Annotated in this window: 22 protein-coding genes; 7 read left to right on the top strand and 15 right to left on the bottom strand. The window is 65.0% G+C overall.

Annotation, left to right across the window (positions count from 1 at the left end):
• Window positions 1-9: 9 nt before the first annotated feature.
• The 14 genes from ABCW42_RS18350 to ABCW42_RS18285 form a co-directional block, all read right to left on the bottom strand.
• A complete protein-coding gene (locus ABCW42_RS18350) occupies window positions 10-348 on the bottom strand; it encodes a hypothetical protein (RefSeq protein WP_423184947.1) in 339 nt (112 codons plus the stop codon).
• Window positions 348-1,868, bottom strand: a complete 1,521-nt coding sequence (locus ABCW42_RS18345; RefSeq protein ID WP_423182532.1) for a phage baseplate assembly protein V — start codon at window positions 1,866-1,868, stop codon at window positions 348-350. The genes ABCW42_RS18350 and ABCW42_RS18345 overlap by 1 nt, the downstream gene beginning before the upstream one ends.
• 13 nt (window positions 1,869-1,881) lie before the next feature.
• Window positions 1,882-2,640, bottom strand: coding sequence for a hypothetical protein (locus ABCW42_RS18340; RefSeq protein ID WP_423182531.1), 759 nt, complete (start codon window positions 2,638-2,640; stop codon window positions 1,882-1,884).
• A gap of 1 nt (window position 2,641) precedes the next feature.
• Window positions 2,642-3,223: a hypothetical protein gene (locus ABCW42_RS18335; RefSeq protein WP_423182530.1), complete on the bottom strand. Its 582-nt coding sequence runs from the start codon at window positions 3,221-3,223 to the stop codon at window positions 2,642-2,644.
• 517 nt (window positions 3,224-3,740) lie between these two features.
• A complete protein-coding gene (locus ABCW42_RS18330) occupies window positions 3,741-4,232 on the bottom strand; it encodes a phage tail protein (protein ID WP_423182529.1) in 492 nt (163 codons plus the stop codon).
• Window position 4,233: 1 nt separating this feature from the next.
• Window positions 4,234-5,484, bottom strand: a complete 1,251-nt coding sequence (locus ABCW42_RS18325; RefSeq protein WP_423182528.1) for a phage tail sheath family protein — start codon at window positions 5,482-5,484, stop codon at window positions 4,234-4,236.
• Between the two features lie 13 nt (window positions 5,485-5,497).
• A complete protein-coding gene (locus ABCW42_RS18320) occupies window positions 5,498-6,163 on the bottom strand; it encodes a hypothetical protein (RefSeq protein WP_423182527.1) in 666 nt (221 codons plus the stop codon).
• A 45-nt stretch (window positions 6,164-6,208) separates the two neighbouring features.
• The gene (locus ABCW42_RS18315; RefSeq protein ID WP_423182526.1) at window positions 6,209-6,742 is read right to left on the bottom strand and encodes a MarR family winged helix-turn-helix transcriptional regulator; all 534 of its coding nucleotides are present in this window, start codon (window positions 6,740-6,742) and stop codon (window positions 6,209-6,211) included.
• 68 nt (window positions 6,743-6,810) lie between these two features.
• Complete coding sequence (locus tag ABCW42_RS18310) at window positions 6,811-7,566, bottom strand: SDR family NAD(P)-dependent oxidoreductase (protein ID WP_423182525.1); 756 nt, start codon at window positions 7,564-7,566, stop codon at window positions 6,811-6,813.
• A gap of 28 nt (window positions 7,567-7,594) precedes the next feature.
• Window positions 7,595-9,184 carry a hypothetical protein gene (locus tag ABCW42_RS18305; protein ID WP_423182524.1) on the bottom strand — a complete coding sequence of 530 codons (1,590 nt, stop codon included), beginning with the start codon at window positions 9,182-9,184 and terminating at the stop codon, window positions 7,595-7,597.
• A 6-nt stretch (window positions 9,185-9,190) separates the two neighbouring features.
• On the bottom strand, window positions 9,191-10,948 hold the full coding sequence (locus ABCW42_RS18300; RefSeq protein ID WP_423182523.1) for a DUF5605 domain-containing protein: 1,758 nt from the start codon (window positions 10,946-10,948) through the stop codon (window positions 9,191-9,193).
• Window positions 10,949-11,017: 69 nt separating this feature from the next.
• Complete coding sequence (locus ABCW42_RS18295; RefSeq protein WP_423182522.1) at window positions 11,018-11,905, bottom strand: carbohydrate ABC transporter permease; 888 nt, start codon at window positions 11,903-11,905, stop codon at window positions 11,018-11,020.
• Window positions 11,905-12,873, bottom strand: a complete 969-nt coding sequence (locus tag ABCW42_RS18290) for a carbohydrate ABC transporter permease (protein ID WP_423182521.1) — start codon at window positions 12,871-12,873, stop codon at window positions 11,905-11,907. Before ABCW42_RS18290 ends, ABCW42_RS18295 begins: the two co-directional genes overlap by 1 nt.
• A 79-nt stretch (window positions 12,874-12,952) precedes the next feature.
• Window positions 12,953-14,221 carry an ABC transporter substrate-binding protein gene (locus ABCW42_RS18285; RefSeq protein WP_423182520.1) on the bottom strand — a complete coding sequence of 423 codons (1,269 nt, stop codon included), beginning with the start codon at window positions 14,219-14,221 and terminating at the stop codon, window positions 12,953-12,955.
• 254 nt (window positions 14,222-14,475) lie between these two features.
• On the opposite strand from ABCW42_RS18285, the gene ABCW42_RS18280 reads away from it, so the two are divergent.
• Window positions 14,476-15,477, top strand: coding sequence for a LacI family DNA-binding transcriptional regulator (locus ABCW42_RS18280; RefSeq protein WP_423182519.1), 1,002 nt, complete (start codon window positions 14,476-14,478; stop codon window positions 15,475-15,477).
• Between the two features lie 172 nt (window positions 15,478-15,649).
• The gene (locus tag ABCW42_RS18275; protein ID WP_423182518.1) at window positions 15,650-17,866 is read left to right on the top strand and encodes an MMPL family transporter; all 2,217 of its coding nucleotides are present in this window, start codon (window positions 15,650-15,652) and stop codon (window positions 17,864-17,866) included.
• Between the two features lie 21 nt (window positions 17,867-17,887).
• Here the strand turns inward: ABCW42_RS18275 and ABCW42_RS18270 are convergent, their stop codons facing one another.
• On the bottom strand, window positions 17,888-18,832 hold the full coding sequence (locus tag ABCW42_RS18270) for an NAD-dependent epimerase/dehydratase family protein (RefSeq protein ID WP_423184946.1): 945 nt from the start codon (window positions 18,830-18,832) through the stop codon (window positions 17,888-17,890).
• Between the two features lie 138 nt (window positions 18,833-18,970).
• Here ABCW42_RS18270 and ABCW42_RS18265 point away from each other — a divergent pair, with 138 nt between their 5' ends.
• The 5 genes from ABCW42_RS18265 to ABCW42_RS18245 all read left to right on the top strand — a co-directional run bounded on the left by ABCW42_RS18265 (window position 18,971) and on the right by ABCW42_RS18245 (window position 24,197).
• The gene (locus ABCW42_RS18265) at window positions 18,971-19,696 is read left to right on the top strand and encodes a TetR/AcrR family transcriptional regulator (protein WP_423182517.1); all 726 of its coding nucleotides are present in this window, start codon (window positions 18,971-18,973) and stop codon (window positions 19,694-19,696) included.
• 37 nt (window positions 19,697-19,733) lie between these two features.
• Complete coding sequence (locus ABCW42_RS18260) at window positions 19,734-20,537, top strand: oxygenase MpaB family protein (protein WP_423184945.1); 804 nt, start codon at window positions 19,734-19,736, stop codon at window positions 20,535-20,537.
• A 14-nt stretch (window positions 20,538-20,551) separates the two neighbouring features.
• Window positions 20,552-21,460 (top strand): DUF817 domain-containing protein, encoded by a 909-nt coding sequence (locus ABCW42_RS18255; protein ID WP_423182516.1) that lies wholly within the window; start codon window positions 20,552-20,554, stop codon window positions 21,458-21,460.
• Between the two features lie 179 nt (window positions 21,461-21,639).
• Window positions 21,640-23,502, top strand: coding sequence for a molecular chaperone DnaK (gene dnaK, locus ABCW42_RS18250; protein WP_423182515.1), 1,863 nt, complete (start codon window positions 21,640-21,642; stop codon window positions 23,500-23,502).
• A gap of 2 nt (window positions 23,503-23,504) precedes the next feature.
• Entirely contained in the window at window positions 23,505-24,197 is a 693-nt protein-coding gene (locus ABCW42_RS18245) for a nucleotide exchange factor GrpE (RefSeq protein WP_423182514.1), read from the top strand.
• The last annotated feature ends 26 nt before the right edge of the window (window positions 24,198-24,223 follow it).

Genomic DNA, 24,223 nt, shown 5'->3' with positions numbered 1-24,223 from the left:
GGCCGCCGTTCACGATGCCGCCGCCACGAAGACCTGGCCCGGACGCCGGACCGTGTACTTGACCGCGCCCGGCGGGGTGCCGTCCGTGTAGCCCTCCACAGTGTCCAGGCAGATCCGCTTGCCGCCGATCCGGACGAACGTGGAATAGCCCTTGAGTACCGGAAGCGTCTTGTTGCACGGCTTGATGTTGATGCCGATGTTGGGGCACATGCTGATGTCCCGGCCCTGCGGATCGTTATCCACCAGGATGGGCGAACCGGCTACCCGTACCCACTCCTGGGACGGGACGTTTTTCACTTTGCCGTCGTGTCCGCAACGCAGGATTGCCTCCTTGACCAGGACTTTCATCACGCCTCCTCGAAGTCGACAGTCTTGGCCCGGATCCTCATGGCCTTTCCGGGCGCTTCGAGGAACATGTCCGTTGCCGAGGTGATGCGCAGCTTCTCCGGACCCAGTTCCACCGTGGAGCCGTGGCCGTCCGTGAAACTGACGGTGCGGGCACCGCCGTCGAGCACTATTTGCTGGCCGTCGGCGCTCCGAAAGGTGTAACGGGTGTCGCGGGGCGAATTTGCGGCCTTGTCCGGCGTCTGCTCGCGGCCGTAGAGCCCGCCGAGGACGATCGCCTGCGCGGGGTCGGTGGCGGGGAGCAGCACCAGTACGGTGTCATCCGGGGCGGGAGTCACTACGAGGCCTTTCCCGGCCCCGGCGCCAAGGGCGAGGACCGGCGCCCACGCGGATTCCAACGGCGGAAAGGCCGGGAGCCGCACGCGTGCCCGCCCTCGGCCTTCCGGATCGTCGACGTCCACCACCGTGCCAAGGGTGAAGACGTCGGGCCGCCGTGCCGGCGGGGCATCCGGTGGCGCGCTGGTGATGGTTGTTTCGTAGCCGGTGCCGTCAAGGCGATGGGTGGCCGTGCCGATCGCGTAGGTGCCTTCGAGCGACGCCGCGAGGCCCCGCACCCGGACCCGGCGGCCGGCGCGTAGGCGGGGATCACCGTCGGCCACGAAGACCGCGGTGACCTGGCCGGCAACGCGGACGTCCAACTCGGCTTGCGCCAGGGAGTGTGCCTGGGACGGGGAGTTGAAGGGCTCGTTGTCGCGCAGGAGCTCGCCGCCCGCGCCAACGCTTGAGAGCACCGGATCCGCCATGACATCCGCCTTGGCGTCGCTGGTGCTTGCTGTCGATTCCTGCACCGAGGCGTCCTCCGACCGCCAGCCTGTGGTCTTTGCCCCGAGATACGCCGGTTCCTGGCTCACTTCCACTTCGGCCGAATGCAGGCTGCTGCCCAGTTCCAAGTCAATCGGCTCGCCCTCGCCGGCCAAGTTCGTGAGCCGCAACGCATCGCCGTCCACCACGGGATAAGTGCCCACCCGCGCGCATTGCTCCACGAGCAGGCTCAGGTCCGAGCGGGCGCACTGGTACACCTCGCCCAGGTGCATCGCCCCGCCCACCACTTGAAGGCCCGTGCCCTCGCAGAGCGTACGGGCCAGCCCGGCGAGGTCGACGTCGGTGTGCAGCCGGGTGAACTGGCGCTTCCGCAGCCGGTGGAGGGCGTCGTAGGCGCGGACCCGGACTTCCTGTGAAAGGTCCGCCCCGTACGTGTGTTCCACCACGGTTACTTCGCCGACGAAAAGCGGCTCGCGCCGGCCGCCGAGTTCCACCCGGAGTGCGTCTCCCGGTGCGGGATCGACGCCTCCGCGGCTCGCCGCCGAGCGCCCGGGACCGGGACGCCAACTGATGAGGCACTGAGCCGGCCTCGCCAAGGAACTCAACACCTGCACAGTGACAATTGCGGCGGTTTCGGCCGGGGAAAGCCGACGCCGCCCCAAAGTGACGATGAGTTCCGGGAGGCCTTGGAGTTGCCTCATGGGACTGTGCCTTTCACGGCGCTTCGCCAACCGGGGGAACGGCAAGGGGGCCGTTGAAGTGCGAAGGGTCATCAATGTTGTTGTACTCAAGGAGCAACTTCCACAGCAGCGGCGTTCCGAAGGCGGCCAGGCTGAGGCGTCCCAACTCGCCGGGAGGGACCTCCGGGACGGGCTCGCCGCCGTCGGGCGCTAATGCGGACCGGTCCGTGCTGCCATCGCCGCCCACCGCGAGCGTGTCCACCGGCGGGGCCGTCAGGTCCACGGCCGGTAAGCGCTGCGCGAGCTCGTAATTCTCCCCGCCTTCCTGGTCCGCGCTTTGCCCGACGCGCACGAATACCATGCACATCCACGACCGCAAGGGCGAGCCATCCGGTGAAAAGCGGTCGAAACGCTCCGCCACTTCGGTCACTATCCCCGGAACGTTCCACGCCCGCCCCCACACGAAACGGACCGACGGCGGCCTGCGCTGCCGCTCCACCTCGGCCGAGTTCTCCGCGAGCGCCCAAATGGGCCGCGTCATCTGGCGAACGTCCTGGACATAGAGCGACGCCGGCGCAAGGTCGACGTCGAACAGGAGATCCAGGCGGAGTTCGGTGTGCCCACCGCCGGTGAAGAGGAGGGGATCGTCGGCGAGGCCCGTCCCTGTCAGCTTGCCGCCCGCCGATCGCCGCGGTTCCACGCCGGCAGTACGTTGCATCACCACCGTTTCGGGATTGAGCAGGCAACCGAGGTGCTCGCCGGTGTCTTCGATGAGGAAAGCCACCCGTTCCATGTCACACCGCCAGCCGTTCGTTGCTCAGGCGGGCAGCCCGGGCAAGGGTGCTTTCGAGGTGGGCATGGTCCTGTTCCGCGGATTGCCGGGGCGCTTGGTGCGGGGCGAGCTCGGGCCAGGTTCCGGTGAGTGCCTGCGCGGGCTCGTTCGTCGGCGAGGTGCTGGGGTGCGCGGCTGATTGGGGCAGGGCTTGCGGTGCGGTTTGAGGCCGGGCTGGCTCCCGCACCACGCGGGCTGGTTCGCGCACCACTCGGGCTGGTTCGCGCACCGCGGGGGCTGGTTCGCGCACCGCGGGGACGACGACGGCGGGCGCGATTTGAGCGGGCGGTTTTAGTACCCGGGCCCGCGGCTTCGCCGTGGGCGCCTTGGATGGTTCGGCTCCGTGCGCTGCCGTTTGGGCTTCGGTTGCTTTGGGAACCGCGACGCGAAGCGGCAAGGCCTGGGCAGGACGCGCCGCAGCGCGGTCAACGCCCGAGCGTTCGGCAAGGACCTTTGGGAACCGCCTTCCGAGCGACAGCCGCGGTAAGGGCAGAGGTGAAGATGCCGGCAGTGCAGTTTCGGGTGCAGCGGCGGCTGGAGGCACGGCGGGATGTGAACCGGCGTCGTGATCAGCGCGAGCGTCGGGTGGGGGAGCGGCTGGTATTTGGGCAACGGGATGTGAGCTAGCGTCGTGATCAGCGCGAGCGTCGGGTGGGGGAGCGGCAGGTATTTGGGCAGCGGGATGTGAGCTAGCGTCGTGATCAGCGCGAGCGTCGGGTGGGGGAGCGGCAGGTATTTGGGCAGCGGGATGTGAGCGGGTGTCGTGATCAGCGCGAGCGTCGTGTGGGGGAGCAACGGAATGTGAGCCGGCGTCGGGCGGCTCGGGGGTTGCTTCCGGAGCGAGGCCGGCGTCGCGGAGTAACTTGACCCAATGCTCGGGCGCGCCGGACATGTCCAGTGTTCGGACCGGCGTCGGGCGCGTCATGCCGACTGTTGCGGCCCCTTCGGTTCCCGGCGCACCGGGCCGGGTTCCGCCGTCGGGACCTTCCGAGGGAAGGCGACTTGGCGACTCGAGCCGTTCGGCGAGTTCCCGCAGGCGGCGGGCGGCCGAACGGCGCCAGTCAGGCCACGGGAGCGCGCGCATCGTCGAGTTCCAGGCGGTCGTACGCGATGCTGAGGGATTCGATCGCCAGGTCCTTGCCGAGGGCGTCCAGTGGTGCGCCGAACCAATCGCACGGCCAGGCTCCGATCAGGTTCCAGCGGCGGACTTCGGCTGATCCGGCGTCGTTGAGCATGGCGATGGAGACGTTGCGCCGTTCGACTCGTCCGTCCACAGCCTTGAAGAGCCACTGGAGCATTTCCGTGGAGTCGGTGAGCCCGAAGCGGAGGGTCACGGGAGTGTATTCGACCTGCCCGGGAATGACACGGACCGTGCTGTTCTCGCCGCCGGAGCGGTAGAGGATGCGGTCGATCTTCAGCCCGAGCCCTTCGACCTTGGTGAAGTGTCCTTGGACCACGCCTTGGATGACGAGTTTGAAGTTGTAGGCCCGGTACGGGTCCACGACGTTTCCGGGTTGGGCGGCAGGGGCCGGGGTGCTTGGCTGCATGCTCATTTCAGGCTCCTGCGTTCTCTGTCTGCGTGTTGTCGGCCGACTGCATGAGCTTGAAGACCACGAATTCGGCGGGTTTCACGGGGGCTATCCCGATCAGTGTGACAACCTGGCCTGCGTCGCGGACCTCGGGCGGGTTGGTTTCTTCATCGCATTTCACAAAGAAGGCCTGTTGAGGAGTAGTTCCCAGCAATGCTCCGTCGCGCCAGACGTTCGTCAGGAAGGCTCCGATGTCGCGTCGGATCGACTTCCACAACGTGTGGTCGTTGGGTTCGAAAACCACCCAGCGCGTGCCGTCGGCCACGGATTCCTTGATCATGTTGGTCAGCCTGCGGACGTTGACGTAGCGGTACTCGCTGGCTTCGGGAGCCTTGGTACGCGCGCCCCAGACGCGGATGCCTTCGCCCGGGAAGTACCGGATGCAGTTCACGCCGGCCGGGTTGAGGACCTCCTGCTCGCCGCGGCTGACCCGCCGCACCAAGTCCAGCGCCCCTTGGATCGGCTCGTTCGCCGGCGCCTTGTGGACGCCACGTGTCGCGTCAACGCGGGCCCACACCCCGGCGATATGGCCCGACGGCGGCTGCGTCACCTTCTTGCCGGACACCGGATCGGTCATGACAATCCATGGGAAGTACAAGGCCGTGTATCCGCCGGGGGACTGCGGGGCGCCAAGCGATTCCTCGCCGGCGGCTCCATCCGAGGCGGGTTTGTTGTCGGATTTCCCGTCGGTTTTTCCTCCTCCGCCGTCCCCACCCGGAACGCCGGAGGTCGCCGCCCGGGTGAGGGATCCGACGTCGTCCACCTTTTCGGGCGTGTCCAGGATCGCCATCCGGTCCTGCCGCAGCGGATGCTCGACGTGGGCCTGCAAGGCCGAGTAGGCATCGGCATCGGAATATCCGGGGGCTGCCACGATGGAAATGTCATCGATCGCTTCGAAGAGGGTCACGCCGGTGGGCTTGGCCGCGGTTCCCGTGAGGCTGCCGCCGGTGCCGATGTTGACCACGTAGCAGCGGCTTCCGCCGTTGGTGAAGAAGCCGAAGACGGCGTTGGACAGCGGAGTTCCTTGCGTGGCCTTTCCGACATACTGGTCCACGAACTGGGTCCAGTTGTCCAGCACGCGAACTTCGTCGGGATAGGCCGTGGCGTCCGGGGAAACGCCGACGAATCCCGCGATGCTGGTGCTGACCTGGCCGATCGAGCGCGCACCGCTGGGTACCTCCTGTACATACACTCCCGGCGCTTGGTAGTTCACCATGGTGTGTTCCCTTTCACTCCCACCGGATGATGACCGGCAGGCTGCTCGTGTCGGCGGAGACTTCACGTTCGGAGCCGCGGACGGCCACGACAAAGTGCTGGAGTTCGTCCGCCGAGGCCAGGACCTCGAAGTGGCCGGTGGGATCGCTGACGACGGCGGTGGCGGACGAATGGGCGCGGATGTAGGCATCGGGGATGCCCTTGTTGTGGACATCCACGAGCCGGCCGTGGATCCTGCGGGCGATGGCGGTGCTCGCGACGAGTGGTTCGGTGACGAGCGGCCCGGACGGCTCTTCGAGGCTCAAGGCGACAGGTACCCGGACCAGGAAGCCGAGTCCGCCGCGGATCGCCGAGGCGTAGTCGTCCGGTTGAACGTCGCTGCCCGACACCACGGTGTACCTGCTGTTGTGTTCAAGGGCAACCAGGAGCTTTTCCATGTTGTCCAATTGGGTGGGTCCGTGGCATTCCACGGCCACTTTGAGCTCTAGGTCCAGCAGCGGGCCTTCACGCCGGGAGCGGCCCACCCGGTTGACGGCGAGCGTGTGGACGGTGACAGGGGCGTCGGCGGTGGACTCAGGCGTGGCGGGGTCGGAGCCGTCGTCGAAGCGGAGGCGGTCCGGCGCGACGGCGTCGGAAAGTACCCCGAGGAGATCGGTCAACGATGATCGCACAACACCCACAGTGACACCCCGCAAAAAGGTCCAGCACAGCAGATGTGCTCTAGGTTACTCCCGGAGTGGCCTATCAGTCACTGGGACCTCAGGAATAACTCCATTCGCTTGAAGATCGGAGGCCTGCTGCCCGGCTTCTTCGGTGGCGAGGATGGCCTGCCGCATGAATGTTGTGACGGTTTGCAGTTCCTCCGGAGACAACCGGGCGATGAGCGGGGAGATGGCTTGGGCGAGCGGGAGGAACATCGATGCTCCCGTGGAGCGCGCGGTGTCCGTCATCTCGAGGTGGACCTGGCGTCGGTCGGAATTGCTGCGGCTGCGGGTGACGTGGCCGGCCCGGTCCAGCCTGTCGACGAGTGCCGTGGTGGCGGGCGAGCTGAGGTTCAAGGCATGGCGGAGCGAACTGGGTGTCACCGTTTGGCCTTCGCGCTCGGCCGCTGCCATGACCGCCAAGGCGTTCAGGTCCGTGCGGTGCAGTTCGGTGCGGTCGCTGACGGCGTCGACGTAACGGTCCGTGGCAACGGTGAATTGCTGCAGGAGCCTCAATAACTCGGGTGCCCCTTGCGGCGGCATTCCGCCCTCAGTCATGTCCGCCTCCTTCTGCTGGGCAATTATCCCACCATTGGAACAGCGGCAGCCCCCGCCCGCTTGAGGTACTAGAGCGCCGTCAGTCCGCCGTCCACCGTGAAGAGTCCGCCGGTGGCGTAGGCGGAATCGTCGCTCGCGAGGTAGACCATGATGCCTTCGACGTCTTCGGCGCGGCCGGGGCGGCGGAGCATGGTGGCGTCCACCAGGCCGGCGCGCTGTTCGGGGTTGTCGGCGATGGTCCGCACGAGCGGGGTTTCGGTGTAGCCGGGGATCACGGTGTTTACCCGGATGCCTTCTGCGGCATAGTCGGCCGCGACCACGCGGGCCAGGCCGTGCACTCCCGCTTTGGAGCTTGTGTAGGCGGTGAAAGTCTGCCCGCAGGCGACCACGGCGGTGGGGCTTCCCGTGCAGATGATCGACCCGCCGCGCCCGGCCATGGCACGGACGGCATGCTTGAGTGTCAGGAATGCGCCGCGCTGGTTGATGCGCACGGTCTTCTCCCACACCTCCAGATCGAGGTCCCCGACGCTGGCGTCCTGGCCGAAGAGCTGGACTCCTGCGTTGGCCACCACGACGTCGAGCGGCCCGGCGGCAAGGACCGTGGCGTAAGCGGATTCGACGCTTGCTTCCTCGGAGATGTCCATGACCACGGCGGTGGCGTTGGCGGAGCCGGTTTCCTTCGCGGCGATGACGGCTGCGTCGTAGTTCAGGTCGGCGAAGTACACGGTGGCGCCTTCGGCGACGAAGCGCGTGGCGACGGCCCGGCCGATGCCTGACGCCGCTCCCGTGACGAGGGCGGTCTTGCCTGCGAGGCGCTGGGACATGGGAGTGTTCCTTTCTGGAGAACGGGGTTCAGGGGAGTTGGACCGTTGCGGTCTGCCACGCGGACAATTCAAGGTCCTGGCCGGCGCCGGGACTGTCGCCAGGAGCGGAAAGGCGTACGACGACGGCCCGTGCGGTCAGGTTCGCAACGAAACAGCGCGTTCCGTCACCTGTCCGGACGGGGTAGACGGCGATTTCGGTGCTACCGGTGGCTTTGAGGACATCACAGCCCTGGAGGACCGCCAGCTGTTGAAGCAATTGCCGCGCCGGCTCGGGTTCAGCCAGGTCGCCGTAATTCAGTGACGCCACTCCGGGAATGGACAAGGCGGCGATGCTGCCCAGGAGCCAGGCCGCTGCGAAGCGGCTGGGTTCCGGCGCGCCGCCCGGGGTGGGTTCGGCCGCCGTCGGGGGTTCCGTAGCTACGGCGTTGAAGCGCGGCGCGAGGGTGATCGGCCCGATATGCAGCGGCCTGCCGTTGCCGATGCGGAGGGCTTCGTCCGCGGTGAGCCGCTGCATCGGCAGGGTCTCCAAGATGGCTTCGGTCTCGACGGCGTGCATCTGCGGCGTGATGGAGTACGTGATTCCCGCCGCTTCGGGCACGGCGCTGCCAGGGTTGCGGTTGAGTTCCGTGAAATGGCTGCGCGCTCCGGCAACGAGTTCCCCTTGGAATCCCAGCGTGCCGGCTTCCCCCGCCACGGCGTCCCATAGTTCCTTCTCCGTCACGTGCGTGCTCGCGCTGTACACGCCGAGCCGACGGACGCTGTCCAACGGGAGTTGCCAGACGAGTCCGACGGCGTCATCCGCTGAATCCGAGACGATCCGCGCGTCGAGGGACTGCTTGAGTGAAGCTGCCCATTCTCCCGCGGCCGACGCCGACACCGTGCAGGAGGCTGCACTGGGCGAGGAAGAAATCTCGGCCAGGATTGTTGCGCCCAACTCGGGCACCTGGCCCGCAACCTCATCAAGGACGCGGACGCAGTGCCGGGCACTGAGCCGGATGGACTGCCGGACTTCGTCGCCGGCCCGGTAGTGCACGGGGAACGGCTTGGACAACGGTGTGCTGTACGTCTTGAAGGAAGCGTCGGTCCAATTTCGCTGGTCCTCGGTTTCGAAGACGTCGCCCTCGAAGTCGAGGCGGTAGGACATGCCCTCCCGTTCCCAGGACATCGCGGCGATGTCCTTGAACGGTTGGTGGGGGCTGATCCGTTCCGGGAACACCGAAACTGTTGTGCCGCCGTCGGGATCTGTCACCGTGACCGCCGTCCCGGCGTCGTCCGGCCGGTGCAGCACCACCAGGCCGATCCGGTTGGAGGAGAAGTCCTCCACAGCGGTCCCCCGGAAGGCGACGGCGAGCCCGTCCGGTTCGAACCGGTAGGTCACCTCGCCCGCGTACCGGGCGCCGAGGCCGCCCCAGCCGACGTCGAGGACCAGTTCCAGGAACCCGGGCGACTCGGAGGTCCTCGCGGATAGCACGGTAGGAGTGAGCGTGAGCCAATTGTGGTTGCGCACCACGGCCCGCAACCCGCGCAGGACGGGGGAGCCGTGGTGCCGGATGTCCACGAGTTCCTCGTCCCTGGGCGCCGCCGACCACGGGCCGAAGAAAAGCGTGTTGGAGTCCATGGTTGGCTATGAACCCACTGCCCGCAGGCGCAGGGCGATGAATTGGCGGCCTGGAAGTTCCACGCGGAAACGCCCCGAATAAGTCCCTTCAAGAGTCTCGACCGTCATGTTCCAGGTATCGATGATGTCCACCTCGAATGCCACGTCCTGGGGCTTCACGAAGCGCCGGTACGTTGGCTGGTTGAAGCCGAAATAGATGACTTCATAATCGTCCTTGACGCCGGCGCTCACCGCATCCCAGTGTCCGGGCAGCGGCTCGAGGCGGCCGCCGGGACTTTCTTCGAGGATGCGCCGCAGGAAGCCGATGCGGTCCGGGCTGGTTCCCTTCAGCTCTCCGCCCTTGGCCCACCAGAGTACGTCGGCCGGGTCCATGTAGGTTTCGCCGTGTCCGACGTATCCGCCCCGCATGGCCCCTTCCCAGAAACGGCGGGTCATTTCCTCTCCGGTGATGTTGCCCCAGCCTTGGTCGATGTTGCCTTCGTAGGCGCATTCGTCGATGACGATCGGTTTGCCGTACTGCTTCCGCCAGTCCGTGGTCATTTCGGCGGTCTTGTAGATGTCCTGGCGCTGGATGCTGCAGTGCGTCACCCACGGCCGGGAGTGGTCGTAGAACTCGCGGCAATTGTGGATGGACAGGAGGTGGCCGTTGGGATCGTTGGCCGTGACGATGTCCGCGAAGCGTTCCCAGTCCGCGGTGTCCTTGTCGAAGAGGAGGTCGTACTCGTTGGCGAGCGACCACCAGATGTTGCGCTTGGAGGCGAGCCGCGCCACTGCGTATTTGACGAAGAGGTCGTCGGCGTCAGGGCCCATGGTGGAGAAGCCCCAACGGTCATAGGCGTGGAAGAGGATCAGGTCCGCTTCGATGCCCAGTTCCTCGAGCTGGTCGATGCGGTGCTCCAAGTGCGCCCAGAACGCCGGGTTGGGGCGGAGGTAGTCGAAGCCTTCGTCGAGGGAGCCTTCGTAGGGGTAGATGTCGGGTTCGTTCTCGTTGAAGAGGTACGACTTGGGGAAGACGCACATGCGCATCTTGTTGAAAGGTCCGTTGGCCAGGGATGCGAGCGTCTTGTCCTCAAGGGCGTCCCCTTGGTGGTTCCACACGTAGGACGTCGTGCCGATCGGAAGGTGCGGTGCGCCGTCGTCGTACGCGAAATGGAACTGTTCCGCCACGCGCACGATGCCGCGCGACGCCGCGGCGCCCGCCTCGAAAGTGCCCGTGATCCCAGCGAGCGAGCGGGCATTGCTGAAGGTTGTGAAGGACCACGTCCCGGACTCCGGGACGAACAGCCGGATGCGGTAGGTACCGTCGCCGTCGTAAAAGCCCGGAACCTTCAGCGTCTGGGCATCGCCGGTGAATTCGGCCGAAAGTTCGACGTCGGTGAACGGGTTCCCGTGTCCCGGGCCGTCCAGCTCGATTTCGAAAGCGGCCCACTTCGCTGCCGTGTCCGGGAAGCGGGCGGGCGCCGACCCTGCCGGAACCGACTCGGGTTCGTAGTCGTTCCGGGGCTGGTTCCGGACGGGTTTGTTGTTGGCGTGCGTCGCGTGGTCCGGGTCCAAGGCCATGATCTTGGCGAGGATTTCGGCGCGTCGCGCCGCGTCCCCCAAGAGTCGTTCTTCCGTGCCGAGGATGAGCCCGAGCGGGTAGTGGTAGAGCGTGTGCAGGATGGGGTTGGCCGCGAGCTCGGGAATCTCTTCGCTGATGATTTCGTGGGCTGACGGATCGCGCATGACTTCGAACAACGGGGTCAGCGGGGTGAAAGTTGGCATCGGTTCTCTCTAGTGTGGTGGGTTTCCGCGGGCGGGCGCCGGGCGCGGGGCGCTTTTGTGGCCGGGCACTCAGCCCTTGACGGCGCCGGTGAACATGCCCTGGACGAAGTAGCGCTGGAAGAGCAGGTAGATGATGACCACGGGAAGGATGGACATGATCGTGAACGCGTTGAGCGGGCCGTAGGAGCTGGTGAATTGCGACTGGAAGCTCTGGATGGCCAACGGGATGGTCTGCGACGCCTTGTTCTGCAGGACCACCAGGGCGATCGCGTATTCGTTCCACGTGGACACGAAGTCCAGGATGAACAGTGCCGCGAGGGCCGGCTTGGATAGCGGCAGGATGATCTGGAGGAACAAGCGGAGGTTTCCGCCGCCGTCCACACGGACGCTTTCGTCGATCTCCTTCGGTACCGCCGTGAAGAAGCCGTAGAGGATGAAGATCTGATACGGAAGGCCGAATCCGATATAGGGCAGGATCACGCCGAGCGGGTTGTTGAGCAGTCCGAGGTCAAGGATGGTGCGGAACAGGGGACCGAGGGCCACCTGGATCGGAACCATGGAGCCCAAGGCGAAGGCTGCCAGGAGTCCGCGGCTGAATTTGAACTTGATGCGTGAAAGGGCGAAGGCCGCTGCCGCCGAGATGAACAGGCCCATGGGGACCTTGATGATCGCGATCAGGAGGCTGTTTCCGCCGGCCGTGAGGAGGTTGCCCGTCTGCAATGCCTTGGCGTAGTTCGCCCAGTCGGCGCTGCTCGGAAGTGAGAACGAGGACGTGGAGAAGATCTGGTTTTCGGACTTCAGCGAGGTCAGCACCACGAAGATCAGTGGCATGGCCCAGACCAGCATGGAGATGGCCAAGGCGATCCAGAGGCCGATCCGGATGTAGTCGACATTCCGGCGGGGGCGGGCTACGGCGTCGGCCTTCTTGGTTCGACGGCTCATGGTCAGGGTGGACATTAGTCTTCGTTTCCTTTGGTGGACCAGATCATGTAGGGGATCACGAGCACCAGCGTGATGAGGAGCAGCACTGTTGCGGTGGCGTTGCCGAGGCCGAAATCGTGGTTCAGGAACGACTGGCTGTACGACCACAGCGCCAGTACCTGGGACTTCTGGGCCGGGCCGCCGCCGGTCATGCCGACCACCAGGTCGAAGACCTTGATGGAGTTGACGATCGTCAGGACAAGCACGACGACGACGGTCGGCCGGAGTGCCGGAAGGGTCACGTTGCGGAATACTTGCCACGCGTTCGCACCGTCCAGGCGGGCCGACTCCACGAGCTCCTTCGAGACGCTTTGCAGGCCGGCGAGGAACAACACCATGTTCAATCCGGCGACCTGCCACACGAATGCCGCGAAAATCGCGTAGATGGCAACCTTGGGGTCGCTGAGGAACGTGACCCCGGAACCGTCGCCGAGGTGCAGTGCCTTGGAAATGTCCGAGATAACGCCGTAGTTGGGGTTGTACATCCAGCGCCACATATTGGCGATGGCGATCGGGGCCAGGACGCCGGGGATGTAGAAGACGGAACGGAAGACGTTGCGGCCGAAAACCGGGCGGTTCAGCGCCAGCGCCATCAGGAGTCCCAGGGTGGTGGGAATGACGAGCGACAACAATACCCAGACGACGCTGTTCTGCACTGCCGTCCAGAAGACGGGGTCCTTGGTGAACAGGCGGACGTAGTTCTGGAAGCCGACGAATACCTGCTTGTCCGTGGTGAAGCCGGACCATTTGTAGAGGCTCACCCGGACCGCGCTGAACATGGGGCCGATGACGAAGACAACATAGGCTGCCAAGGCCGGGGCCAGGAAGGGGAGGGCGGCGACGAAGCCGCCTTTCGCGATGCGCTTCAGCAGTGGTTTTTTGGGCGAAGGCCGCGTCTTCAGCCCCGGTGTTTCGGAGAGCCGTGTGGCTATGAGCTTGGTCAAGGGTCTGCCTTTGGTTCGTGAAAACTGTGTGGAACAAAAGGTGCGGCCGCGGCTGGCGGCCGCACCCCGCCGTCGTCGGCTAGTTGTTCGAGTCCAGGAACTTCTGGAACTCGGCGCCGGCCTGGTTGGGTGCCATGCCCCCGGTGGCAACCAGGTTCTGGATCCGCCAGTACTCGGTGGTGCTGGACAACGAGAGGTTCTGGTCGTTGTTCATGTACAGCCCCTTGGCGTTCTTGAAGATGCTGTCCCACGAGGTGCTCAAGGCGTTCCCGTCGGCCTTCGGAGTCACGGCCTTGTTGACGGACTGGACCGCGAACGTCCCCAGGACGTCCTGCTGGACCTTGGTGGAGGTCAAGTAGTCGAGGAACTTCGCAGCGGCATCCTTGTGCGCGCTGTCCTTGCTGATGTATTCGGCTTCTTCGAATCCGTAGAGCCGTCCGGTGCCGGTAGGCAAGGGGAAGACACCGAAGTCATCCATGTTGACCTTCTGGTCGCTGATGTTCTTGTTGAACCAGTCGCCTTCAAGGGCCATCGCGGCTTTGCCGTTGTAGAAAAGGGCCGATGATTCATCGTTGTTGATCCCGATGAAGCCCGGGTTCAGGTAATCCTTGGACCACGTCGCCAGGTTCGTGAACGACTTCGTCACGCAGTCTTCCTGGCCCCAGTTGGCCTTGTTGGTCACCAATTGGTCGAACTTGGCAGATCCGCAGTAACCCTCGAGGAAGGTGTCCAGCAAGCGCATGAGGTGCCAGTTGACGGTTCCGCCGAACTCGATCGGCGTGATGCCGGCGGCCTTGAGCTTGGCCGCGGCGTCGTTGAGTTCATCGAGGGTGGTGGGCAGTTTCGTGATGCCGGCCTTCGCGAACAAAGCCTTGTTGTAATACAGGGCTTCACCGTTGAGCTTCCACGGCACGCCTTGGTATCCGCCGTACTGGGTGACCGGATTCAGTGCCGCTCCCGTGAAACGGTCCTGCCAGTTGTATTGCTTGTAGTAGTCCGTGAGGTCGGCGCTCGCGTTTGCCTTCACCAGTTCGCCGCCGAGGCCCGGGCCGGCCCAGTAGTTGTAGATATCGGGGGCGGCGGACGTGCCGATGGCGGTGCGCAGCGCATCTTTGTGGGCGTCAACCGCGCGGGATGTCCGCTCGATCTTGATGTCCGGGTTGGCTGCTTCGAAGTCGGTAATGATCTTATCGAGCGCGGCGTCCGCGCTGGGGGAGCTCTGGTTGATGGTCCACCAAGTGACGGTGGTCTTTCCGGAATCGTTCGAAGTGCCTGAGGCACTGGCACCGCAACCGGCAAGCAGTGCGACGGCGGCCAATGCTGCTACGCCTTTGGCAAGCAAACGCATCTTCGCGTCCTTTCATAGGTTTTGAGTGGAGGGTGCTGTCGTCACTGACACCTCGGCCGGGGCTTTCCTGAAGCGCCGCGTGGATGTGATCTAGCCCATAAAAAGTATGTAGGTTTACGATAACCCAAGTCAACCGGTTGACCAATATTTTCCAAAAATGAGGGTCGGGTTGTGGTTGAACATAGACTTCAGAGTGGAGTGCCGATCCAAACGGAGGTAGACCCTTGGCGAAAGCGAAGCCGACGCGGCCCAGCATGGCAGACGTCGCAAAGCTGGCCAATGTCTCGGCCCAAACAGTGTCCCGTTACTTCACCGGCGTCGGATATGTGCGGGCGGAGACGCGCGAACGGGTCGCGGCGGCGATCGAAGAGTTGGGGTATGTGCCCAACCAATCCGCGCGCACCTTGCGCACCAGCAGGACCAATTCCGTGGGCGTCTTGAGCATCGGCGCCCTCAACTACGGAAGCGCGAGTGTCCTCACCGGGTTGGGACTCGCGGCGCGCGAAGCCGACGTCACCCTGACCATCGCCCAGCTTGACCTCGACTTCGAGGCCAGGAACTGGGAAGGCGAAGCGCGGCGGGCCCTTGCCCACTTCAAGTCCGTCCAGGTCGACGGGATCGTACTGTCCACCCCGATACCGGGTGTCGACACGCTGCTCGACGGCTGGGACCAGTCCACTCCGTTGATGACGGTCTCCGAGCTTCCCTCAACAGGGGGCGGGTCTGCCGGCGCGCATTCGCATGCTGCGGGATGGCAAGCAACGCGCCACCTCATCCGACTCGGCCATCGGGATATCCTCCACATCGCCGGGCCGTCAACGCGAAACGAAGCCAAGGAGCGCGAGCGCGGCTACCGGGATGCCATGGAAGATGCCGGCCTGAGCCCCCAGGTGATCGATGTCGCCCACGATTGGTCCTCCATTTCCGGATTCAAGGCCGGCGAGTTGGCCGATCCGGCATCATTCACGGCTGTTTTTGCCAGTAATGACGAGATCGCCCTTGGATTCATGAGCGCGATGGAGCGGCGGGACGCCCGGGCACCTCGGGACTTTTCCGTCGTGGGTGTGGACGACATGCCTTCTGCCGCTTACTTCTCGCCCCCGCTGACAACCATGCGCATCGATTTTAGGGCCCTCGGCATTGCCACTTTCAAGATCCTCCACCACCAGATACTCACGGGTGAACGGGCCGAGCATTACGTCGAGGAGCCGGAGCTCATAGTCCGGGAGTCGACGTCGGGCGTTACGCGCCGATAGTGCCCCTCACCATCGAGTTTGTGTACAGGTGACCCCCCTTAAAGCGCCTTTTAAGGGCGGTCACCTGTACACAAACTCCTACGGAGGGGAGGGAATCTAGCCAGAGTAGTTCCATGGGTTATATATTCCATGATGGAACTAAATGCTTAGGCTAAAGGCAAGGGGTGGGGTCGTGGATGCGCAGAAACTTGGAGAGATCGGCCGATCAACTGCGGACCGTCGGGAACGGCGGCCCCGCCGGGCCCGCTGGGTCCTCCTTTCGGCGATGGCCCTCCTCCTCTGGCTGGCGGTCGGAGGAATCGGCGGCCCGACCTTTGGAAAGCTGAGCGAAGTCTCCAGCAACGACCAAGCATCCTTCCTTCCCGCGAGCGCCGAATCCACCGAGGCGAGCGCCTGGCAAGCCAAATTCGCGGCGGGCGGGACGGTTCCCGCCGTCGTGCTACTCTCGTCGCCCGAGCAATTGCGGCCCGCCGACCTTCAGTCGATTGCCGCATTGGGCGCGAAACTCGCCGACGCGCGCGGAGTCGTGAAGCCAGCCGCCGCAGGAACAGGAACAGGAACAGGAACGGGTACGACGGCGGCACAGCCTCCCGTGATCGGCCCGATTCCGTCGGGGGACGGGAAAGCGGTGGAATTCCTTGTCTCGGTGCAGTCCGGAAACGGAGTCAAGGACAGCATCGCGTCCCTGCGCGGGGTCATGGCCGACTATCTCTCCACAGCCGGGCTGCCGACTGGAACCGCCTCCTACGTGACCGGTCCGGCCGGATTCCTCGCCGACTTGGTGACGGCGTTCGGCGGGATCGACGGCATCCTGCTTTTCACCGCTTTAGGGGCGGTCCTGATCATCCTGTTGGCTGTCTACCGCTCCGTAATCCTTCCCTTCGTGGTCCTGCTGACCGCGGTTTTCGCGCTGTGCGGTTCCATCGTGGTGATTTTCGCTTTGGCGAAGGCGGGAGTGGTCCAGCTGACGGGGCAGAGCCAGGGGATCCTTTCAATCCTGGTGGTCGGCGCTGCCACGGACTATGCGCTGCTCTTTGTATCCCGCTATAGGGAGGCCTTGAACCATGTGCATAACAAGTGGGAAGCGATCGGCCGCGCCTATCGTGGCAGTTTCGGGGCCATCCTCGCGTCGGGCGTCACCGTCGCTTTGGCGCTGTTGTGCCTCTTGTTCTCGGAATTGAATTCAAACCGGGGCTTGGGGCCCATCGGCGCCATCGGCATTGTCTTTTCGATGATCGCGGGCTTCACTTTCCTTCCGGCGGTCCTCGGTCTGCTGGGACGCGCAGCGTTTTGGCCCCGTGTCCCGCACGAACATCCCGGATCCGCCGCCGGAGATGACGTGCCACGTTTGTGGCGGCGGTTGAGCGGGACGATTTCCAAGCGGCCCAGGACGGTTTGGATTGCCACCGCCGTCCTCTTGGTTGCCTGCGCAATGGGGCTTCCACAGCTCAGTGCGAGCGGTGTTCCCCAGTCCAAACTCATCCTCACCAAGTCCGAAGCTGTTGAGGGACAGTCTGAGCTCGGGCGCCATTATCCCGCCGGCGCCGGCAGCCCGATCGTGATCGTCGCGACGCAGGAGAACGCCACCAAAGCGGTCGCCGCGGCCAAGGCGCAAAACGGAATTTCCGACGTCGCGCTCCTCACTTCCGCGGGGCTCGCCTCCCGAACTCCGGGTCCTGCCGACCCCCTGGTCCGCGACGGTCGGGTGCTCATCAACGCAACCCTCCGTTTCGAAGCGGACTCCGCGGACGCCGAAACGACGGTCGCCTCCCTGCGCGATGCCCTGCGGAGCGAGGCACCCGGTTCGCTGGTGGGCGGCGTGACCGCGACGGCGGTTGACACCAACGCGAGCGCGCAAGCCGATCTGTGGCGCGTCATTCCGATCGTCCTCGGCGTCATTTTGGTGGTGTTGGTGGTGCTCCTGCGCGCTGTCGCCGCGCCATTGCTGCTGATCGGAACGGTGGTTTTGTCCTACGCGGCAGCACTGGGCGTTTCCGCACTGGTGTTCAACCACGTCTTCGGGTTCCCGGGGGCGGACCCATCGGTGCCGCTGTTCGGATTCGTGTTCCTTGTGGCTCTCGGCGTGGATTACAACATCTTCCTCATGACGCGGGTCCGCGAAGAGTCCGCATTGCACGGTACAAGGCCAGGCATCCTTCGCGGTTTGAGCGCGACAGGCGGAGTGATCACGTCGGCCGGTGTTGTCCTGGCAGCCACGTTTGCGGCCCTCGGCGTGATTCCAATCCTTTTCCTCGCGCAGATTTCCTTCATCGTGGCGTTCGGAGTGCTGCTCGACACCACCATTGTCCGTTCATTGCTGGTTCCTGCCCTGTCCTACGACCTCGGCCATCGGATCTGGTGGCCGGGTCGCCTGGCAAAACTTCAGTAGTTTGTGTACAGCTCACACCCGTTAAGAAGCGTTTTGAGGGGTGTTAGCTGTACACAAACTCCACCAGGCGACGGTGGCGGCGGCCGCTTCCGTGAGTGGCGTCGGCCCGAAGCCCAGGAGCCGCTCGCTCGCACTGGAGTCCATGACGAACTGCCGCTCGAACTGGTACAGCATCTCGGCAAGCTCGCGCATGTCCGTCGAGGCCAGTCCGAGGGTCCGCAGCAGCCACCCCGGCACGACGCTGAGCTTCGGCGCCGGCAGCCCCGCGGCCGTGGCGAACGCCGTCGCGATTTCACGCATGGTCAGCGGAGGCAAGGTGGGCGCGTGCAGTACCGAGTTCCAAAGCTCCGGGCGTTGCGCGGCGGTGACCATGGCCGCTGCGAGGTCGGGGACGTAAGTGAACGAATGGGCCTGGTCGGCGCTCCCGAGCACTTGGACCGTCTTGCCCGAAAGGACCAGGGGAACCATGCGCTCGCCGGCGTGGGCCAGCCGGGCGCGCGGTCCGAAATAGTCGCCGGCCACCACGCTGACGGTGTCGGCCGGATGTGCCGCGCGGGCCTTCAGGAGTGCGGTCCGGATTCCGCGCTTGCCGCCCGCGGCTTCCCGCGGGCTGCTTTCGGTGATGATCTTGTCCGGCTCGCTGTAGGAATACAGGCTTTCGGGAAAAACGACGACGGCGCCCGCGGCCACCGCCGCGTCCATCACCACCCGCTCGGCTTCCGGGAGTTCGGCGGCCCACGCCTTGGCCCTGTAGGCGGAGCCGTGGATGCAGTGGAAAACCGCCGAAGCGCCGTCGAGTATTTGTCCCAAGGCAACCGGGTCCGAAACGTCCACGCGCAGTTTTTCGACCAGCGGGTGGTCCGGGCCGCTTCCCGAGCGCGTCAGGATGCGTACGTTCTTCCCTTGGCCGGCAAGGTGTTCGGCAATGGTCCAGCCGATGGGGCCCGCTCCGGTGACGACATACATGGCAACGCTCGCTTCCTGCTCGATTATCGACTTTCGAGAGCAGTGCTCTCTGTATTCAGGATGGACCTGGGTGGACTTCAAGTCAAGAGCGCTGCTCACATTTGTTACTGCTGCTCTCCGTTGTGTCATGCTTGGTTCATGACCCGGACATCCGCCACCCAGGAAAAGCCCCAGACTCCCCGCGAACGGGCCCGGGCCCAGACCGTCGCGGACATCATCCGGCTCGGCCGCGAGCACTTGGCGCTGCATGGTGCCGCTGCGCTCTCCCTTCGCGCCGTCGCCCGGGACCTCGGCGTCGTATCCTCCGCCGTCTACCGCTATGTCGAGAGCCGCGACGAACTCCTGACCCTCCTTCTGATCGACGCCTACGGCGAGTTGGGTGACCAGGTCGACGCCGCCGTCGATACCCTGCCCGACGGCGACTACCGCGGCAAGTTCCTTGCCCTCGGTCGTGCGGTGCGCGAGTGGGCGCTGCGCGAGCCCGCCAGCTATGCGCTGCTGTTCGGCAGCCCCGTTCCCGGATATCAGGCGCCGGCCGAACGCACCACCGGTCCCGGGACGCGCGTCATCTACCGCCTGGTCGGGATCTTCGACGCCGCCCACCGCGCAGGTGCCATGGCCGCCGAGCCGCCCACCGCCGTCGTGATTCCTCCCGCCCTCGCGCGGGACCTCCACGCGATCCGCGACGAACTCGGCCTGTCCGTCCCGGAAGCGGCCTTGGCGCGGGGTGTGCTCGTGTGGACGTCCCTGTTCGGTGCTGTCAGTTTCGAGGTTTTCGGGCAGTACGGCGCGGACACCTTCGCCGCGCGCGATGAGCTTTTCGAGCACCAGTTGGCAGTCCTGCTCGGAATCGTGGGCTTGTAGCCGCCGACTGTACATTAACTGGATGGCGCAGTATTCCATGATCCGGGGATTGGCGGATATCGGAGCGGAAGGCGTCCTGCTCGCCGGAGCCGGACGCGCCATCCTCATGCAGATCGCCAACCCGGCAGTAGGCCACGGGGTGGCGAACCATAGTGATTTCGCCGACCGGCCGCTCGACAGGCTCCGCGCCACCATGACCTACGTCTACGCCGTCATCTACGGATCCGACGAACAGCTGGCCGCCGTCCGCCGCGCGGTGAACCGGGCGCACGCGCCGGTGCGTCGGGAGGCGGACGGGGATTCCCAGGGCTACAACGCGTTCGACGCCGAATCCCAGCTTTGGGTCGTGGCGACCCTTTACGATACGGCGGTCACCGTTTACGAAATGGTCCACGGGGCGCTCGACGACGACGCCGCCGACCGCATCTACGCCGAGTATGCGCGGATCGGGACAGCCCTCCAACTGCCGGCCGATCTCTGGCCGGCGGACCGTGCGGCGTTCGCGGAGTACTGGAACGAATCGCTCCGGAAGCTCCAGCCGGACGCTGCCGCACGAAGGATTTCGCGCGACCTTTTGTACCCCACCAAGGGCCCGATCCTCCTTAAGCTGACCATGCCCTTGGCCCGGTTGCTCACCGCCGGCCTGCTGCCCGAGGAGCTGCGCGAGGGGTTCGGCTTGCGGTGGAGCGGGCGGCATCGGCTTGGCTTCGACGGAACCATGCGCTTGCTATCCGCGACCTACCCGAGGCTGCCGCGGAGGGTCAGGCATTGGCCGAAGGACCACTATTTGGGGCAACTCGTTCCGGCCGAGGTTCGTCCCGGCCGCGGCGTGCGCGGATAGGGGAGGGCCTTCCGATGCGTGATCTCACCGCCGTCGAGGAACGTATCGACGCGGGAGCCGCGCGGTTCCTTGGGCCCGCCGCCGGAGGACTCCGGTCCGGGCTGGTCGAGTTCACGGTCTTCGGAATCAAGCAGGCATGGGCATGCATCTTCGGCGCTTCCCTCCTGGCTGTGATTCTCGGGGCGCACCTTTGGTATCCCGCCGGTGCTGCCCTGGCCAGGAACGACTTCCTGACGATTGCCGCCGTCGTGATCCAAATCCTGATGGTCGCCACGAAACTTGAGACTGTGCGCGAGCTCAGGGTGATCGTGCTCTTCCATCTCGTCGGAACGGTGATGGAGCTGTTCAAGACCGATGTAGGTTCGTGGTCCTACGAGGCAGAGGGGGTTCTGAGGGTCGGTGCGGTTCCGCTGTTCAGCGGCTTCATGTATGCCTCCGTCGGCTCATACATGGTCCGTGTCTACCGGGTGTTCGACCTGCACTTCGACCGGTATCCGCCGCGGTGGATCACCGCGATCCTCGCCGCCGCGATCTATGTGAACTTCTTCTCGCACCACTTCATTGTTGATGCCCGGTGGGTCCTGCTCATCGCCGTCGGAGTGCTCTACGGCCGCTGCGTCATGCACTACCGGGTGTTCCGCCATCGATTCCGGATGCCGTTGGTGCTCGCCTTCCTGCTGGTGGCACTGTTCATCTGGATCGCCGAGAACATCGCCACCTGGTCCCATGCCTGGCTGTATCCGAGCCAGTTGGACGGCTGGCATATCGTATCCGCGGAAAAACTGGTCTCCTGGTTCCTCCTGATGATCATTTCCGTGGTGCTGGTGGCGTGGGTGTACAAGCCGACGCCGTTGGTCATTGCGGCGGGGCAGGGGAGCGGGCGCGCCGCGCCCAGGTGGGCGGACCGCCGTCGGGCTTTCTAGCGCTCCGCGCGCCGTTCTCCCACGGCGAAAACGGCCGGAATCCGCGTGTTTTAGGGGTTTTTTCGAGCGCCTAGAGCAAAGTTGAGCATAGTTGACTCAACTTTGGATTGACTTTGAGTGAGGCCTGAGTACAGTTGAGTGCAGATCGCTCAACTCGGTTCATTGAAAGGAAGCACCATATGTCCCGCGCTGTAGGTATCGACCTCGGTACCACTAACTCCGTCGTCTCCGTCCTCGAAGGTGGCGAGCCCACCGTCATCGCGAACGCCGAGGGCGGCCGCACCACCCCGTCGGTGGTTGCATTCTCCAAGTCCGGCGAAGTCCTGGTCGGCGAAATCGCCAAGCGCCAGGCCGTCAACAACATCGACCGCACCATTGCCTCCGTCAAGCGCCACATGGGCACCGACTGGACCGTCGCCATCGATGACAAGAAGTACACGCCGCAGGAAATTTCCGCGCGTATCCTCATGAAGCTCAAGAACGACGCCGAAAGCTACTTGGGCGAAAAGGTCACCGACGCCGTGATCACCGTCCCCGCGTACTTCAACGACGCCGAGCGCCAGGCCACCAAGGAAGCCGGCGAAATCGCCGGCCTCAACGTCCTGCGCATCGTCAATGAGCCCACCGCGGCCGCGCTCGCCTACGGCCTGGACAAGGGCAAGGAAGACGAGCTCATCCTCGTCTTCGACCTCGGCGGCGGCACCTTCGACGTCTCCCTGCTGGAAGTCGGCAAGGACGAAGACGAATTCTCCACCATCCAGGTCCGCGCCACCGCCGGTGACAACCGCCTCGGCGGCGACGACTGGGACAACCGCGTCGTTGACTACCTGCTGAACCAGCTCAAGGTCAAGGGCATCGACCTCTCCAAGGACAAGATCGCCCTGCAGCGCCTCCGCGAAGCTTCGGAGCAGGCCAAGAAGGAACTGTCCTCCTCCAGCAGCACCAACATCTCGCTGCAATACCTCTCCGTCACCCCGGACGGCCCGGTGCACCTCGACGAGCAGCTCACCCGCGCCAAGTTCCAGGACCTCACCAAGGACCTGCTTGACCGCACCAAGAAGCCGTTCCACGACGTCATCGCAGAAGCCGGCATCAAGGTTTCCGACATCGACCACATCGTGCTCGTCGGCGGTTCCACCCGTATGCCCGCCGTTTCCGAGCTCGTCAAGGAACTCGCAGGCGGCAAGGAGCCCAACAAGGGCGTCAACCCGGACGAAGTTGTTGCCGTTGGCGCAGCACTGCAGGCCGGTGTCCTTAAGGGTGAGCGCAAGGACGTCCTGCTGATCGACGTCACCCCGCTGTCCCTCGGCATCGAAACCAAGGGTGGTGTCATGACGCACCTGATCGAGCGCAACACGGCCATCCCCACGAAGCGTTCCGAGACCTTCACCACCGCTGACGACAACCAGCCCTCCGTGGCCATCCAGGTCTTCCAGGGCGAGCGTGAATTCACCCGCGACAACAAGCCGCTGGGCACGTTCGAACTGACCGGCATCGCCCCCGCGCCCCGTGGCGTCCCGCAGGTCGAGGTCACCTTCGACATCGACGCCAACGGCATCGTCCACGTGTCCGCCAAGGACAAGGGCACCGGCAAGGAACAGTCTATGACCATCACCGGCGGCACCGCGCTCTCCAAGGACGACATCGACCGCATGGTCCGTGAAGCCGAAGAGCACGCTGCCGAGGACAAGGCCCGCCGCGAAGCGACAGACACCCGCAACACCGCCGAGCAGCTCGCCTACTCCGTGGACAAGCTCATCGCCGAAAACGACGACAAGCTGCCGGAAGAGATCAAGACCGAGGTCAAGGCCGACGTCGACGCCCTCAAGAAGGCCCTCGAAGGTACCGACGACGCCGCAGTGAAGACCGCGTTCGAGAAGCTGCAGCACTCGCAGTCCAAGCTCGGCGAAGCGATCTACTCGCAGGCCGGTTCCCCGGACGGCGCAAGCAGCGCAGCCGGAGCCGAAGGCGCCCACGCCGGTGCCGCGGGCGACGAGGACATCGTCGACGCCGAGATCATCGACGAAGACGAAAAGAAGTAATCATGCCCCACCACGGCAACGAAGCAGATCACTCACCTTCCAACGAGGGCGAGCGCGACGAGCGCGAAGGAACCGGTCAGCAGAAGCCGGTCATCCGGGACAACCGCAAGGTTGACCCGGAGACCGGGGCCGCCCGCCACTCACAGGGATCGGCAGCTGGTTCCAACGATGCCGCAGGGTCGCACGCTCCCACCGCGGACGCGTTGTCCCAGGCCGAGGAAATCCTCAACGGCGTCGAGGTTCCCGCGGAAGAGTCGGTAGCGTCCGGCGCGTCGGCCGCAGCAGAGGCCGCGGAACTCCGCAACGACCTCCTGCGTCTGCAGGCCGAGTACGTCAACTACCGCAAGCGGGTCGAACGCGACCGCGCCGTCGCAGGGGAAATGGCCGTCATCGGCGTCCTCAATTCCCTGCTCCCGGTGCTCGACGACGTCGACGCCGCCCGCCAGCACGGCGACCTCGCGGACGGACCGTTCGCCGCGATCGCCACCAAGCTGGAGAGCGCGCTGAAGACGTACGGCCTGGAACGCATCGCGGAAACGGGAGTCGAATTCGACCCCACCATCCACGAAGCGCTCATCCAGCAACCGGGCGAGGACCTCGAAGTAGACACCGTCAGCCAGGTGCTGCGTTCCGGTTACCGGTCCGGGGACCGCGTACTGCGCGCAGCCCAGGTGATCGTGGCGGTGCCGGCTTAGGTCTCGCCGCGTGCTCACCGCGCCTT

The organism is Arthrobacter sp. NyZ413 (genome assembly GCF_049390645.1).
Taxonomy (GTDB): domain Bacteria; phylum Actinomycetota; class Actinomycetes; order Actinomycetales; family Micrococcaceae; genus Arthrobacter.
The sequence above is the reverse complement of the archived record's forward strand: the minus strand, read 5'-3'. Positions and strand labels throughout refer to the sequence as shown.

Coding starts and splice junctions, on each gene's coding strand:
- ABCW42_RS18315 (WP_423182526.1), bottom strand. CDS start 6,742: ATGACTGAGGGCGGAATGCCGCCGCAAGGGGCACCCGAGTTATTGAGG.
- ABCW42_RS18345 (WP_423182532.1), bottom strand. CDS start 1,868: ATGAGGCAACTCCAAGGCCTCCCGGAACTCATCGTCACTTTGGGGCGG.
- ABCW42_RS18305 (WP_423182524.1), bottom strand. CDS start 9,184: ATGGACTCCAACACGCTTTTCTTCGGCCCGTGGTCGGCGGCGCCCAGG.
- ABCW42_RS18330 (WP_423182529.1), bottom strand. CDS start 4,232: ATGAGCATGCAGCCAAGCACCCCGGCCCCTGCCGCCCAACCCGGAAAC.
- ABCW42_RS18300 (WP_423182523.1), bottom strand. CDS start 10,948: ATGCCAACTTTCACCCCGCTGACCCCGTTGTTCGAAGTCATGCGCGAT.
- ABCW42_RS18350 (WP_423184947.1), bottom strand. CDS start 348: ATGAAAGTCCTGGTCAAGGAGGCAATCCTGCGTTGCGGACACGACGGC.
- dnaK (WP_423182515.1), top strand. CDS start 21,640: ATGTCCCGCGCTGTAGGTATCGACCTCGGTACCACTAACTCCGTCGTC.
- ABCW42_RS18295 (WP_423182522.1), bottom strand. CDS start 11,905: ATGTCCACCCTGACCATGAGCCGTCGAACCAAGAAGGCCGACGCCGTA.
- ABCW42_RS18340 (WP_423182531.1), bottom strand. CDS start 2,640: ATGGAACGGGTGGCTTTCCTCATCGAAGACACCGGCGAGCACCTCGGT.
- ABCW42_RS18280 (WP_423182519.1), top strand. CDS start 14,476: ATGGCAGACGTCGCAAAGCTGGCCAATGTCTCGGCCCAAACAGTGTCC.
- ABCW42_RS18265 (WP_423182517.1), top strand. CDS start 18,971: ATGACCCGGACATCCGCCACCCAGGAAAAGCCCCAGACTCCCCGCGAA.
- ABCW42_RS18260 (WP_423184945.1), top strand. CDS start 19,734: ATGATCCGGGGATTGGCGGATATCGGAGCGGAAGGCGTCCTGCTCGCC.
- ABCW42_RS18310 (WP_423182525.1), bottom strand. CDS start 7,566: ATGTCCCAGCGCCTCGCAGGCAAGACCGCCCTCGTCACGGGAGCGGCG.
- ABCW42_RS18325 (WP_423182528.1), bottom strand. CDS start 5,484: ATGGTGAACTACCAAGCGCCGGGAGTGTATGTACAGGAGGTACCCAGC.
- ABCW42_RS18245 (WP_423182514.1), top strand. CDS start 23,505: ATGCCCCACCACGGCAACGAAGCAGATCACTCACCTTCCAACGAGGGC.
- ABCW42_RS18270 (WP_423184946.1), bottom strand. CDS start 18,832: ATGTATGTCGTCACCGGAGCGGGCCCCATCGGCTGGACCATTGCCGAA.
- ABCW42_RS18285 (WP_423182520.1), bottom strand. CDS start 14,221: ATGCGTTTGCTTGCCAAAGGCGTAGCAGCATTGGCCGCCGTCGCACTG.
- ABCW42_RS18255 (WP_423182516.1), top strand. CDS start 20,552: ATGCGTGATCTCACCGCCGTCGAGGAACGTATCGACGCGGGAGCCGCG.